The sequence below is a fragment of the Rubellimicrobium roseum genome (genome assembly GCF_006152145.1).
Taxonomy (GTDB): Bacteria; Pseudomonadota; Alphaproteobacteria; order Rhodobacterales; family Rhodobacteraceae; genus Rubellimicrobium; species Rubellimicrobium roseum.
The window spans coordinates 90,580-102,824 of record NZ_VDFV01000001.1 but is presented as its reverse complement, the minus strand read 5'-3'; the positions used below and the strand labels follow the sequence as shown (position 1 = coordinate 102,824).

The window sequence follows — 12,245 nt, the reverse complement described above, 5'->3', positions numbered from 1 at the left end:
TCGCGCAGATGGGTGAACAGGGCGTTAATCACGCCGCGCTTGCCTTGGATTTTTTCGCGCGCGACAAGGGCGGCATGATCGGACGTCTGAACCATGTGGCCATCGTCGTGCCCGACCTCCCCGAGGCCGTGGCCCGCTACCGCGACGCGCTGGGGGCCGAGGTCGGCCCGCCCCAGGACCTGCCTGAGCACGGGGTGCGGGTCGTCTTCGTGACGCTGCCCAACACCAAGGTGGAGCTGCTGGAGCCCCTGGGCGAGGGGAGCCCCGTGGAGGGCTTCCTGGGCAGGAACGCGGCGGGCGGCATCCACCATGTCTGCTACGAGGTCGAGGACCTGCTGGCGGCGCGGGACCGGCTGGTGGCGAGCGGCGCGCGGGTGCTGGGGGGCGGGGAGCCCAAGGTCGGCGCGCATGGCAAGCCGGTGCTGTTCCTGCATCCCAAGGACTTCAACGGCACGCTGATCGAGCTGGAGCAGGTCTGAGCCTGCGGCGCCGCGGCGTCTTGGAGCGGCGCGCGCGAGGGCCTATGTGCCGGGCAAGCCCAAGGAGCGCCCCCGCATGACCGTCACCGCCGCCATCGTCCTCTATTCCGTCACCTGGTTCATGGTGTTCTTCGTGGTCCTGCCGCTGCGGATGGTCACGCAGGGCGAGGCGGGCGAGGTGGTGCCGGGGACCCATGCCTCGTCGCCCCATGACCCGCAGCTGAAGCGCAAGGCGGTCATCACGACGATCTGGGCCACCGCGCTCTGGGCCGCGATGGCCGCCGTGATCGTCTGGGGGCCCTGGGGCGTGCGCGACCTCGACTGGTTCGGGCGGATGGCCCCGGTTCAGGCGGACTGAGCCCGCCGGACCCGGTGGTAGAGATGCGTGAAGGCCGCCGCGCCGAGCGTCGGCACCAGAAGGTTCACCACCGGGATCAGGAGCGGCAGCGCCATGAGCGCGCCCGACAGCCAGACGCGGCCCAGGTTGGCGCGCAGGAGGCGCTTGGCCTCGGCCCGGTCGTGGCGGCGCAGCGCGGCCACCAAGAAGTATTCGCGCCCGAGCAGGTAGCCGTTGAGGATCACGAAGATCAGCGGCGCGAGCGGCGCGAGGAGCAGGTAGGCTACCAGCGCCAGCGCGTTGGCGAGCAGCACCACGCCAAAGGCAGAGCCGGCCTCGCGCAGCGCCTCGCCCCAGCCCTGCGGGCGCACGCGGGGCAGGCCCGGGTAGTGGCGGTCCTCGACGGCCTCGGCCACCTCGTCGAGGAAGAGCGAGGTCATGGCCGAGGCGACGGGGACCATCAGGAGCACCGACAGCACCAGGAGGACCGGCACGGCCGCCCAGCTCGCGAGGCTGTCGAGCCAGGCGACGGGGCCCAGCCAGGGGAGCGTCACCACGTCAGGCAGCGCCCAGGCGAGCAGCCACAGCAGCGCCCCCGCCGTGGCCGCCAGCAGCAGGAGCGACAGGCCCACGCCGCGCCGCACGACCCGGCGGAAGCGCGGGTCGGGCATCTGCCCCAGCGCGAGGGCGACGTCGCGGATCACGTCTCGACCCAGGTGACGAGCCGCGCGAGGTCGGGGCGCGGGCGGTCGGGCGTGTCGGCCTTGGGCGTTCCGATGTGGATGACGCCGGCCACGCGCTCGTCCTCGGACAGGCCCAGCCCCTCGCGCCGGAAGGTCTCGTTGTAGACGGGCCAGCCGGTGAGCCAGTTGGCGCCCCAGCCCGAGGCGATGGCGGCGTTCAGGAGCTGGAGGCAGACGGCGCCGGTCGAATAGGTCTGCTCGATCGCGGGGACCTTCTCGGTGGGGCGGGGGACCTGCACGACGACCACGGCGAGGTCGGCCATGGCATACTGCGAGGCGGCCTTGGCGATCTTCTCGGGCTCGATTCCGAGGTTCGGGCCGATCTCCTCGACCAGCCGGGCGAGGCGGTCGGTGGCGGGCCGCGTGAGGACGAGGAAGCGCCAGGGTTCGAGCTTGCCGTGATCGGGCACGCGCGTCGCGGCGGTGAGAAGGCGCGCCAGCTCCTCGGGCGCGGGGACGGGCAGGCCCAGGGTCCGCGCGGGACGCGAGCGGCGCGTGAGGAGGAAGTCGAGCGCGGCGGAGGTCGGGTCGGGCATGAAGTGTCCTTCGGGTGGCGTCCCGGCTAGTTAGGCGTTCGACGCCGCCGATGCCAGCGGCGGCCGGCCGCCGGTCGCGTCCGGGCGTCGGCAGGGAGTCGCCGCTGGCCGTGGGCGGAATCGGACAACCGCCGCCGATGACCTCGGGTCATATAGGGTCGACTTGAAACCGGATCGTGTTCCATTGGAGTTGGTTCGGCGAGGATGGAGGACGGGCATGAACCTGCGTCGGGGCCAGGCGAGACCGGCCCCCGTCGACTCGCTGACCGAGGACCCCCCCTGGGTTCCCGGACCTCGGGCAGGAACTTCGGGCCGCCCGGCCCCGGCGAACCCTCGCCGGGCCGATCTGGCGAGCCTTGATGGCGACCTGATCGCTCCGGCCGCGGAGGTCCGGCCGGCGATGGAGCCCGGTTCGGTTGAGACAGGAGGCGACATGGTCCCCAGGTCCCCGGAGGCCGTCGCCTGGCAGGCCGACGCGCCGGACAGGGCCCGCGCGCGCGATGCGCGCAGCCGCAGCCCGCTCGGTCCGCTGCTCCTGCGGCTTTACAGGGTCCGGCGGATGCGGCGCCTGACGCGGCGGCTCTGCGAGCGGCTGGAAGGCGGGGGCATGTATTCGGCCACCTGGCGCGAGATCCTGCGCGAGCGCCACGGGGTCGAGGTCGGCCGCTACAGCTATGGCGCCATTCTGGAGCCCGGCGTGCTGCCGCCGGGGACGGTGGTGGGCGGCTACTGCTCGGTGGGGGCGCAGCTCGTGGTGCGCCGACGCGACCATCCGACCGACCGGCCGGTGCTGCATCCGTTCTTCTACAACAGCCGCCTGGGCTTCCTGTCCCGCGACACCATCCCCGCCGATGCGGACAACCCGCTGACCATCGGCCACGACGTCTGGATCGGCGACCGGGTCACCATCCTGAGCGGCTGCAAGCGCATCGGCAACGGCGCGGTGATCGCGGCCGGGGCGGTGGTCACGAAGGACGTGGCGCCCTACACGATCGTGGCGGGGGTGCCGGCGCGGCCCCTCCGCAAGCGGCTGGACGACGAGACCATCGCGCGGCTGGAGAACAGCCGCTGGTGGGAGGAGCCCCTGTCGGAGCTGATCGAGCGGCCCCCCGTCTCCGGCCTTCTGGGCTGAGACGAAGGCGACACGGCATGTCGCCCCTGTGGCGTCCCGGCCCCCGGCCGGGCGCTAGGCAGGGGGCATGGACGGGACCTGGGACATCATCATCGTGGGCGCGGGCTCGGCGGGCTGCGCGCTGGCCTACCGGCTGAGCGAGGACCCGGGCCTTCGGGTTCTGGTGATCGAGGCGGGCAGGCACGACCGGCGGCTCTTCGTGCAGATGCCCTTGGGCTACGGCAAGCTCTTCCACGACCCCCGCGTGAACTGGTGCTTTCGCACCGAGCCCGATCCGGGCCTGAACGGCGTGGCCGACCACTGGCCTCGGGGGAAGCTGCTGGGCGGGTCGTCCTCGATCAACGCGATGGTCTGGGTCCGGGGGCATCCGTCGGACTACGACGACTGGAAGGCGGCCGGGAACCCCGGATGGGGCTGGGAGGACGTGCGGCCCGACTTCCGCGCGCTGGAGGACAACGAGGCGGGCGCAGACGAGTGGCGCGGCACGGGCGGGCCCTTGCACGTGAGCGCGGGGACGCGGGACGTGCATCCGCTGATCCGGCGGGCGCTGAAGGCCTGCGAGATGGCCGGGCTGCCCTTCAACCCCGACTTCAACGGCGCCACGCAGGAGGGGGCGGGGCTTTACCAGATGACGATCCGGGGCGGGCGCCGGAACAGCGCGGCGCGCGCCTTCCTGCGGCCCGCGCAGCGGCGGGGGCAGGTCGAGGTCGTGACGGGGGCGCCGGTCACGCGCGTCCTGCTGGAGGGCCGCCGGGCGGTGGGGGTGGAGGTGTTCCTCAAGGGTCGGCGCCAGGAGCTGCGGGCCGCGCGCGAGGTGGTGCTGTCGGCGGGCGCGGTGGGGACGCCGCAACTCCTGATGCTGTCGGGGATCGGGGACGGGGCGGCGCTGCAGGGGCTGGGCCTGCCCGTGGCGCTGGACAATCCCAATGTGGGGCGGCATCTCTGCGACCACCAGGGCATCAACTACACCTGGCGGATGAAGGAGCCCACCTACAACGACGTGCTGCGGCCCTGGTGGGGCAAGGCCTTCGCGGGCGCGCGATGGCTGCTGACCGGGCGCGGGCCGCTGTCGCTGTCGATCAATCACGGGGGCGGGTTCTTCCGCACCGATCCGGGTCGCAACCGGCCCAACATGCAGCTCTACATGCAGGCGTTCAGCACGCTGATCCCGCGCGAGGGCGAGCGGCCGGTGCTGAACCCCGACCCGTTCCCGGGGATGTCGCTGGGGCTGTCGAACTGCCGGCCCACCAGCCGGGGCGAGATCGGGTTGCGCTCGCCCGATCCCTTTGCGCCGCCCCGGATCGTCGCCAACGCCTATTCGACGCCCGAGGACGTGGCCGAGATGCTGGCGGCGGTGAAGATGCTGCGGAGAATCGCCGCGCAGCCGCCCTTCGCGGAGGTCGCGGCCGAGGAGCTGCGCCCCGGCCCCGAGGTCCGGTCGGACGAGGCGCTGGTCCACGACCTGCGGGCGCGGTCGGGTACCGTCTACCACCCGTCCTGCACGGCGCGGATGGGCCCCGATCCCCGGACGAGCGTGGTGGACGCCCGCCTGCGGGTGCACGGGATGGAGGGGCTGCGCGTCGCGGACGCCAGCGCCTTTCCGACGCTGCCCGGCGGCAACACCAACGCCCCCGCCATCCTGATGGGCTGGCGGGCGGGCGGCTTCCTGCGGGCGGGGGCCTAGAGGCTGCGCACCTTGTAGATGCCCTCGGGCAGGTCCAGGGCCGCGCGAAGGTCGCGGATCTGGGCGAGGGAGAAGGTGACCTTCACCACCTCGTCCCGGCGCTCGTCGTACTGCTCGACGGTGATGCAGTCCTCGAAGAGGTTGATGGCCACGTCCTCCTGGAGGGGGGCGGGGCCGTCGTCCACCAGGGTGATGACGGTGGCGTCGAAGTCGTGCTCGATGGTGACCATGGCGGGAGGGTAGGCCGGAGGCCCGGCGGCGGCAACCGGGCCGTGGGATGCCGATCCCGTGATCGCCGTCCTTTGGTCGCTGGCCCGCCCCGGCCGGGCCGCGTAGGCTGGGCCACGTCCGTCCCTGTCCCGAGCCGACCCGATGCGCCTGCGCCCCCTCGCCGTCCTCGCGGCCTGCCTTCTCCTTGCCGCCTGCGGCGTCCCCGGGGGACGTCCCGTGCCCGTCCGGCCCGATCCGGCCGTCGTGGCGGACGGGCAGGGGCAGGCGCGGGCCTTCCTGGAGGTGGTGGACCGGGTGGAGCCGGTGGCCGAGGCCGAATGCGCCCGGCGCAACCGGTCGGCCAACTGCGACTTCCTGATCCTCGTGGACGACCGGCCGGGGATGCCGCCCAACGCCTTCCAGACGCTCGACCCGCAGGGGCGGCCGGTGCTGGCCTTCACGGTGGCGCTGATCGCGCAGGTGCGGAACGCCGACGAGCTGGCGCTGGTGATGGCGCACGAGGCCTCGCACCACATTGCGGGGCATCTGGCGCGGCAGGACCGCTACGCGAGCGTGGGGGCGGCGGTCTTCGGGCAGCTCGCCAGCCGGCAGGCGGGGGCCACGGCCGAGTCGATCCGGCAGGCGCAGCTCGTCGGGGCGCAGGTCGCGGCGCGGAGCTATTCCAAGGAGTTCGAGCTGGAGGCCGACCGGCTGGGCACCCGCGTCACGGCGCAGGCGGGCTTCGACCCGCTGCGGGGCGCGCTGTTCTTCCTGCGGCTGCCCGATCCGGGGAACCGCTTCCTGGGGACCCACCCCTCGAACGGCGAGCGCATGGCGGTGATCCAGGCCGAGGCGGCGGCGCTGGGGCTCTAGACGAAGGTCCCCATCGCGATGGCGGCGAAGAAGCAGCCCGAGGCCAGGAGCACGAAGGCGTGCCAGATGGCGTTGGAGAACTTGAGCGAGTCCCAGGCGAAGAAGATCACGCCGAAGGTGTAGAGGAGTCCCCCCGCCGCCGTGAGCAGGAGCGCGGGCGGCGGCAGCGTGGCGGCGAGCGGCCACAGGAGCAGCACCCCGAGCCAGCCCAGCGCGAGGTAGAGCGCGAAGCCCCAGCGGCCGGGCTCGCGCCAGAACAGGAGCTTGGCGAAGGCGCCCAGGAGCGCCAGGGCCCAGACGAGCCCGAGCACCGCCCAGGAGAAGGCGCTGCCTTCCAGCACCGCGAGCGGCGTGAAGGTCCCCGCGATCTTGAGGTAGATCGCCGCGTGGTCGATCCGGCGCAGCGTGGGGCGCAGCCCTTCCCAGGGAGTCATGTGGTAGAAGGCCGAGGCCACGAAGGTGCCGGCCAGCGCCGCCCCGTAGACCGCCACCGCGACGGCCCGCGCGCCGTCGGCATGGGAGGCGGCCTGCATCGTCAGCATCGTCGCCCCCGTCAGCGCGAAGGCCACGCCCAGGGCGTGGATCACGCCGTCGGCGATCCGCTCGGAGCGGGCATAGGCGGGGTAGGAGAAGGTCGGACGGTCCATGGCGGGTGGCGGCTCGGGGCAAGGGCTCGCCCTTTCAACGCGCGAGCGGCCCGCTTGGGTCCCTCAGCCGGCCATCGCCACCCGGTCGCGGCCGGCGGCCTTGGCCGCGTAGAGCGCCTCGTCCGCGCGGTCCACGAGGTCGAAGGGCCCAAGCCCCGCCGTGAACTCTGCGGCCGTCGCGGCGGCGACGCCGATGGAGACGGTGACGCGCACGAGCATGGCGTCCTTGGCCCGTTCGACCACGCAGGCGGGGCCGGCGAAGGCCGCTTGGCGCGGCGGGCTGCGGCGGTCGTCGATCCGGCAGGGCCGGGACGCGACGTCACGGCGCAGACGCTCGGCCACCTGCCGCGCCTGGGCGGGCGTGGCGCCGGGCAGGACGGCGCGGAACTCCTCGCCCCCGACGCGGGCGAGCAGGTCGCCGGGCCGCAGGCCGGCCCGGAGCTGGCGCGCCACCTGCACGAGCACCTGATCGCCCGCCGCATGGCCCAGGCGGTCGTTGATCGACTTGAAATGGTCGATGTCCAGCATCAGCACCGCGAGGCCCGTGCCCGCGGCCTGCGCCTCCTCGGCCAGTTGGCGGAGCGCGGGGTTGGCGTGGTGGAGGTTGGCGAGCCCGGTGAGCGGGTCCGTGACCGCCGCCAGCAGCCGCGAGCGGACCTGGACGCGCAGCCGTTCGGCGCGCGCCTTGCGGGCCAGGAGGATCCCGGCGCGGAGGGCCAGCTCCTCGGGCGAGACGGGCCCGGTCACCACGTCGCCCGCGCCCAGGTCGAGCGCGAGGGCCGCCGTCTCGGTCGCGCAGGCGGGCAGGAGGACGAGCGTCGCCGCCTCGCGCGTGAGGTCGTGGCCGCGCAGTTCGGCCAGACGCGCGAGCAGGGCCGCGCCTTCGGCGAGGTCGCCCCGGACCGCCGTGCCATCAAGGATCACGAGGTCGGGCGCGGCCTCGGCTTGGGGGTCGAGCGGGGCGACGGTGGCGCAGGGGCTGAGCCGGCCCGGCAGCGCGGCCAGGGCGGGCGAGGGCGCGCGGCCCGGGTCGCGCAGGACCGCGACGCCCGCGGGGGCGTGCGGCGGGTCGAGCGTCGCGGCGCCGGCCCAGGCCTGGGCGGGTTCCGACAGGCCGGGGAGGGTGGGGTCGCCCTCGGCGCGTGCGGCGAGGTCGGCGGCCTCGACGGCGCGCAGGAGGCTGCGGACCTGGGCCTGGAGGAAGCGGGGCGCCATCCCGCGGGAGGCGACGCCCTGGGCCCCGGCGCGGAGCGCGGCGAGCCGGAGGTCGGGCCGGTCCGGCGCCAGGAGCGCCAGCACGGGCCGCGGCGGTCCGGAGCGCGGATTACGCGCGCCCAGCGCGTCGAGCGCCGGGGCCGTGTCCCCGTCCAGGTCGAGCAGGACGAGGTCGAAGCGCCGCGCCGCCAGTTCCCCGGCGATGCGCTGCGGCGAGTCGCATTCGGCAGTGCGGAACCCCGCCGCGGCGAGGTCGGCCGCAAGCCCCGCCCGCCGCGCAGCGTCCCTATCGACAATCAAGACGTGGCCACCCATGATCCCTCTTCAGACTCTGGCCGCCGCCTGCCCCTCTTTTGGCCAATGTCTCCTACAATCGTTAACAAACCCTTTCCAAGCGGACAGCATCCCCGATGACACCCGACCGTGCCGAGACCGTGGCATTGCAGGCCCTGGCCTGGATCGCCGCCGACGAGGAGCTTCTGCCGCAGCTCGCGGGCGCCACGGGCATGAGCCTGGGCGACGCCAAGGATCGTGCGCAAGATCCTGTTTTCCTTGCCGGAATTCTGGAGTTCCTGTGCATGGAGGATCGCTGGATCCGGCGGTTCTGCGACGACAACGACCTGCCCTACGACCTGCCGATGAAGGCGCTGATGAGCCTGCCGGGCCAGCAGCGGGACGAATGGCCCTAACCAAAGTATAAGGTCGCGGCCAAGGGATGAACGAACAGGGGCAGAACGGAATGCGGCAGATTCGCGGTGTCGTGCTGGACAAGGACGGCACGCTCTTCGACTTCCAGGCGACCTGGGGCGCCTGGAGCCGCGGGATGATCGAGGCCGAGGCGGGGGGCGACGAGGCGCTCGCCGCGCGGTTGGCCGAGGCGCTGGGCTACGACCTGGACTCGGGGCGGTTCCGGCCCGACAGCGTGGTGATCGCCTCGACCGTCGAGACCGTCGCCGAGGCGATGCTGGCCGTCCTTCCGCCCACCGACAGGGCGGCCCTGATCGACCGGATGAACGCCCGCGCGGCCGGGGCGCCGCAGGTCGCGGTGCCGGGGCTGCGCCCCGCGCTGGAGCGGCTTGCGGGGCAGGGCGTCGCCTTGGGGATCGCCACCAACGACACCGAGGCGCCGGCGCGCGTCCACCTGCGCGAGGCGGGGGTGGACGACCTGTTCCCCTTTGTCGCGGGCTATGACAGCGGCTGGGGCGGCAAACCGGAGGCCGGGCAGCTCCTGGCCTTTGCCGAGGCCCAGGGGCTCGATCCCGCGGACTGCGCCATGGTGGGGGACAGCCTGCACGACCTTCATGCCGCGCGGGTGGCGGGGATGCGGGCCGTGGCCGTGCTGACCGGTGTGGCGGATCGCGCCGAGCTGGCGCCCGCGGCCGACGTGGTGCTGGAGAGCCTGGCCGACCTGCCGGACTGGGTGGCGGCTCAGGGCTGAAGGGCCGCGCGGAGGCGCGCGGCGAGCGCTTCGATCTCGGCCCGCGCCTCGATCGGGCGGGACATCAGGACGAGAGGCCGCCGCCGCCCCCGGAGCCGCAGGACGAGCTGGAGCCGGTCGGGGCCGTCGGTGGCCCTGTCGCGGAGGACGGCGACCTCCTCGACGGCGTCGAAGGGCGTGCGGCGGTCGAGGGAGCCCAGCCCGCGCACCCGGCCGCTATCGCGGATCTCGCGCCGGAGGGGGTCGACATGGACCTCGCGCTCGGGTGCGAGGAGGGCCGCGCCGAGGAGCGCCGTCCCGAGGCCCAGGGCCACGAGCCCCATGAGAAGAGCGGGAAGGCCTGCGGCCGTCAGGGCGGCCGGCCAGGGGCGGACCACGAGATCCCACGCGCCCCAGAGCGGCGGAAGGCCGAACAGGCCCATGAGGACGCGCGGCAGGGGTTCGGGGGCCTCGCGGGTCAGGAGCCAGGGGCGGTCGGGGGCGTCGGTCATGGCCCGAGGCTCGCCGGTGGCTGCGGCCGTTGCATGGCCCGAAAGCGACCTTTCCTGTCGCCGCGGGGTCCGACCGGGGGCGTCGGGCGCGGCAGGCTGGCCCCGTGAGGCGACGAGGGGAGGGGTCCATGGCAAACGATCTGGCCGAGGCGGGCGCGCGGCGGAAACGGTCCGGCGGGCGGGCGGGCAATGCGGCCCGGCGCGGGACGGCCGTGATGGAGCAGATGCCCTGGCGCATCCCCCTCAACCACGACCGGCCCACCGAACCCCTGCCGCCCGAGGGCGTGGAGGCGATCCACGACGGGGCCATGCGCATCCTGGAGGAGATCGGGATCGAGTTCCTCAACGAGGAGGCGCTGGGGCTCTTCCGCGAGGCGGGCTGCCGGGTCGAGGGCACCAACGTCCGCATGGGCCGCGACTGGGTGATGGAGATGGTGCGCCGCGCGCCCCATGAGTTCACCATCACCCCGCGCAACCCCGACCGGACCCTGCCCATCGGCGGCAAGGCGATCCTGTTCGGGAACGTGAGTTCGCCGCCCAACTACTGGGACATGGAGACCGGGCGGAAGGTGCCCGGCACGCGGGCGCATTGCGCGAACCTGTTCCGGCTCACGCAGCACTTCAACTGCATCCACTTCGCGGGCGGCTATCCGGTCGAGCCCGTGGACATCCACGCGAGCGTGCGGCACCTCGACGTGCTGTTCGACAAGCTCATGATCACCGACAAGGTCGCGCACGCCTATGCCTTGGGCAAGGAGCGCATCGAGGACGCGATGGAGATGGTGCGGATCGCGGGAAACCTGAGCGAGGAGGAGTTCCGCGCCACGCCCCGGATGTACACCAACATCAACTCGACCTCGCCGCTCAAGCACGACCAGCCGATGATCGACGGCTGCCTGCGGATGATCCGGCGCGGGCAGGCGGTGGTGGTCACGCCCTTCACGCTCGCGGGGGCGATGGCGCCGGTGACGATGGCGGGGGCCGTGGCGCTGTCCATCGCCGAGGCGCTGTCGGCCATCGCGCTGTTCCAGTGGGTCGCGCCCGGCTGCCCCTGCGTGATCGGGACCTTCACCAGCAACGTGGACATGAAGTCGGGGGCGCCGGCCTTCGGCACGCCGGAATACATGCGCGCCACGCAGATGACGGGGCAGATGGCGCGGTTCTACGGGCTGCCGATGCGCGCCTCGGGGGTCTGCGCGGCGAACGTGCCGGATGGGCAGGCGATGTGGGAAACTTCGAACAGCCTGTGGTCGGCGGTGCAGTCGGGCACGAACATGGTCTACCACGCGGCGGGCTGGCTGGAGGGTGGGCTGATCGCCAGCCCCGAGAAGTTCGTCATGGACTGCGAGGTGCTGCAGATGATCCAGCGCTACATGGAGCCCGCCGTCTGGGACACGGGGCCCGACAGCATCGCGCTGGAGGCGATCCGCGAGGTGGGCGCGGGCGGGCACTACTTCGGCATCCCCCACACGCAGGACCGCTACGCCACGGCCTTCTACCAGCCCATCGTGTCCGACTGGCGCAACTACGAGGCCTGGGAGATCGCGGGCGGGGTCTGGACGCAGGAGCGGGCGCACCGCCTGTTCAAGGAGATCGTGGGGAGCTTCGAGGAGCCCCCCATGGACGCGGGCGCGCGCGAGGCGCTGGCAGACTTCGTGGCGCGGAGGAAGCGCGAAGGGGGGGCGCCAACGGACTTCTGACGCGCCATTGGGCGGGTGCTGAGATCACGACCTCGTGATGCGGAAAAATCCGGTGCCCGCTGAAACTTCCGGCTGCCGGCCTTCGTGGCTTTGGGCGTCCCCGGCACGATGCCCGGACCCGAACCAATGCCACGGAGACGACACATGAAGACGCTGTTCGCCGCCACCGCCCTTTCCCTTGTCGCGGGTGCCGCCGCCGCCCAGATGGCCAACCCGATGGTCGGGGGCGCCGAGATGCCCGCGACGAACAACATCGTCGAGAACGCCGTGAACTCGGCCGACCACACCACGCTGGTCGCCGCCGTGCAGGCCGCGGAACTCGTGGAGACGCTGTCGGGCGAAGGGCCCTTCACGGTCTTCGCGCCGACCAACGACGCCTTTGCCGCGCTGCCCGCCGGCACCGTCGAGTCGCTGGTCGAGCCGCAGAACAAGGACCGCCTGACCCAGATCCTGACCTGCCACGTCGTGGCGGGCGAGGTCTTCTCGACCGACCTCGTGGCGATGATCGAGGCCGACGGCGGCAGCCACGCCATCGAGACGGTGGGCGGCTGCACGATCACGGCCAGCGTGCAGGACGGGATGGTGATGCTGACGGACGAGCAGGGCCGGATGTCCACCGTCACCATCGCGGACGTGGACCAGTCGAACGGCGTCATCCATGTCATCGACGACGTGATCCTGCCCGCCGCCGACGCGCAGAACTGACGGGAGGCCGGCCCGTTCCCGTCCCCGCGGGGCGGGCCGCCGGCCGGGACCTGAC

Annotated in this window: 15 protein-coding genes; 9 read left to right on the top strand and 6 right to left on the bottom strand. The window is 73.1% G+C overall.

Going from position 1 to position 12,245, the window contains the following annotated elements:
- The first annotated feature begins 74 nt into the window (after positions 1 to 74).
- Positions 75 to 479: a methylmalonyl-CoA epimerase gene (mce, locus tag FHG71_RS00475; protein ID WP_139079644.1), complete on the top strand. Its 405-nt coding sequence runs from the start codon at positions 75 to 77 to the stop codon at positions 477 to 479.
- Between the two features lie 76 nt (positions 480 to 555).
- The gene (locus FHG71_RS00470; RefSeq protein WP_139079643.1) at positions 556 to 837 is read left to right on the top strand and encodes a DUF1467 family protein; all 282 of its coding nucleotides are present in this window, start codon (positions 556 to 558) and stop codon (positions 835 to 837) included.
- Here FHG71_RS00470 and FHG71_RS00465 read toward each other — a convergent pair.
- Both FHG71_RS00465 and FHG71_RS00460 read right to left on the bottom strand, forming a co-directional pair.
- Positions 825 to 1,520 (bottom strand): EI24 domain-containing protein, encoded by a 696-nt coding sequence (locus tag FHG71_RS00465; RefSeq protein ID WP_246045281.1) that lies wholly within the window; start codon positions 1,518 to 1,520, stop codon positions 825 to 827. The two genes, FHG71_RS00470 and FHG71_RS00465, sit on opposite strands and share 13 nt — an antisense overlap.
- A complete protein-coding gene (locus FHG71_RS00460) occupies positions 1,517 to 2,095 on the bottom strand; it encodes a nitroreductase family protein (protein WP_139079642.1) in 579 nt (192 codons plus the stop codon). Before FHG71_RS00460 ends, FHG71_RS00465 begins: the two co-directional genes overlap by 4 nt.
- A gap of 433 nt (positions 2,096 to 2,528) precedes the next feature.
- Here FHG71_RS00460 and FHG71_RS23310 point away from each other — a divergent pair, with 433 nt between their 5' ends.
- Together FHG71_RS23310 and FHG71_RS00450 are read left to right on the top strand one after the other, a co-directional pair.
- On the top strand, positions 2,529 to 3,227 hold the full coding sequence (locus FHG71_RS23310; protein ID WP_246045280.1) for a CatB-related O-acetyltransferase: 699 nt from the start codon (positions 2,529 to 2,531) through the stop codon (positions 3,225 to 3,227).
- A 67-nt stretch (positions 3,228 to 3,294) separates the two neighbouring features.
- A complete protein-coding gene (locus tag FHG71_RS00450; RefSeq protein WP_139079640.1) occupies positions 3,295 to 4,911 on the top strand; it encodes a GMC family oxidoreductase in 1,617 nt (538 codons plus the stop codon).
- On the opposite strand, the gene FHG71_RS00445 is transcribed toward FHG71_RS00450, so the two are convergent.
- Complete coding sequence (locus tag FHG71_RS00445) at positions 4,908 to 5,141, bottom strand: hypothetical protein (protein WP_139079639.1); 234 nt, start codon at positions 5,139 to 5,141, stop codon at positions 4,908 to 4,910. The genes FHG71_RS00450 and FHG71_RS00445 overlap by 4 nt on opposite strands.
- Before the next feature lie 142 nt (positions 5,142 to 5,283).
- On the opposite strand from FHG71_RS00445, the gene FHG71_RS00440 reads away from it, so the two are divergent.
- On the top strand, positions 5,284 to 5,994 hold the full coding sequence (locus tag FHG71_RS00440; protein WP_139079638.1) for a M48 family metalloprotease: 711 nt from the start codon (positions 5,284 to 5,286) through the stop codon (positions 5,992 to 5,994).
- Here the strand turns inward: FHG71_RS00440 and trhA are convergent.
- Positions 5,991 to 6,641, bottom strand: a complete 651-nt coding sequence (gene trhA / locus FHG71_RS00435; protein ID WP_139079637.1) for a PAQR family membrane homeostasis protein TrhA — start codon at positions 6,639 to 6,641, stop codon at positions 5,991 to 5,993. The two genes, FHG71_RS00440 and trhA, sit on opposite strands and share 4 nt — an antisense overlap.
- A 63-nt stretch (positions 6,642 to 6,704) precedes the next feature.
- Positions 6,705 to 8,171, bottom strand: a complete 1,467-nt coding sequence (locus tag FHG71_RS00430) for a diguanylate cyclase (protein WP_139079636.1) — start codon at positions 8,169 to 8,171, stop codon at positions 6,705 to 6,707.
- Between the two features lie 95 nt (positions 8,172 to 8,266).
- Here FHG71_RS00430 and FHG71_RS00425 point away from each other — a divergent pair, with 95 nt between their 5' ends.
- On the top strand, positions 8,267 to 8,545 hold the full coding sequence (locus FHG71_RS00425; RefSeq protein WP_139079635.1) for a DUF3572 domain-containing protein: 279 nt from the start codon (positions 8,267 to 8,269) through the stop codon (positions 8,543 to 8,545).
- Between the two features lie 50 nt (positions 8,546 to 8,595).
- Positions 8,596 to 9,294 carry an HAD family hydrolase gene (locus FHG71_RS00420; protein WP_139079634.1) on the top strand — a complete coding sequence of 233 codons (699 nt, stop codon included), beginning with the start codon at positions 8,596 to 8,598 and terminating at the stop codon, positions 9,292 to 9,294.
- On the opposite strand, the gene FHG71_RS00415 is transcribed toward FHG71_RS00420, so the two are convergent.
- Positions 9,285 to 9,785, bottom strand: a complete 501-nt coding sequence (locus tag FHG71_RS00415) for a hypothetical protein (RefSeq protein WP_139079633.1) — start codon at positions 9,783 to 9,785, stop codon at positions 9,285 to 9,287. The genes FHG71_RS00420 and FHG71_RS00415 overlap by 10 nt on opposite strands.
- A 128-nt stretch (positions 9,786 to 9,913) precedes the next feature.
- On the opposite strand from FHG71_RS00415, the gene FHG71_RS00410 reads away from it, so the two are divergent.
- Positions 9,914 to 11,485 (top strand): trimethylamine methyltransferase family protein, encoded by a 1,572-nt coding sequence (locus FHG71_RS00410; protein WP_139079632.1) that lies wholly within the window; start codon positions 9,914 to 9,916, stop codon positions 11,483 to 11,485.
- A gap of 144 nt (positions 11,486 to 11,629) precedes the next feature.
- Positions 11,630 to 12,190 carry a fasciclin domain-containing protein gene (locus tag FHG71_RS00405; protein ID WP_139079631.1) on the top strand — a complete coding sequence of 187 codons (561 nt, stop codon included), beginning with the start codon at positions 11,630 to 11,632 and terminating at the stop codon, positions 12,188 to 12,190.
- Positions 12,191 to 12,245: the final 55 nt, after the last annotated feature.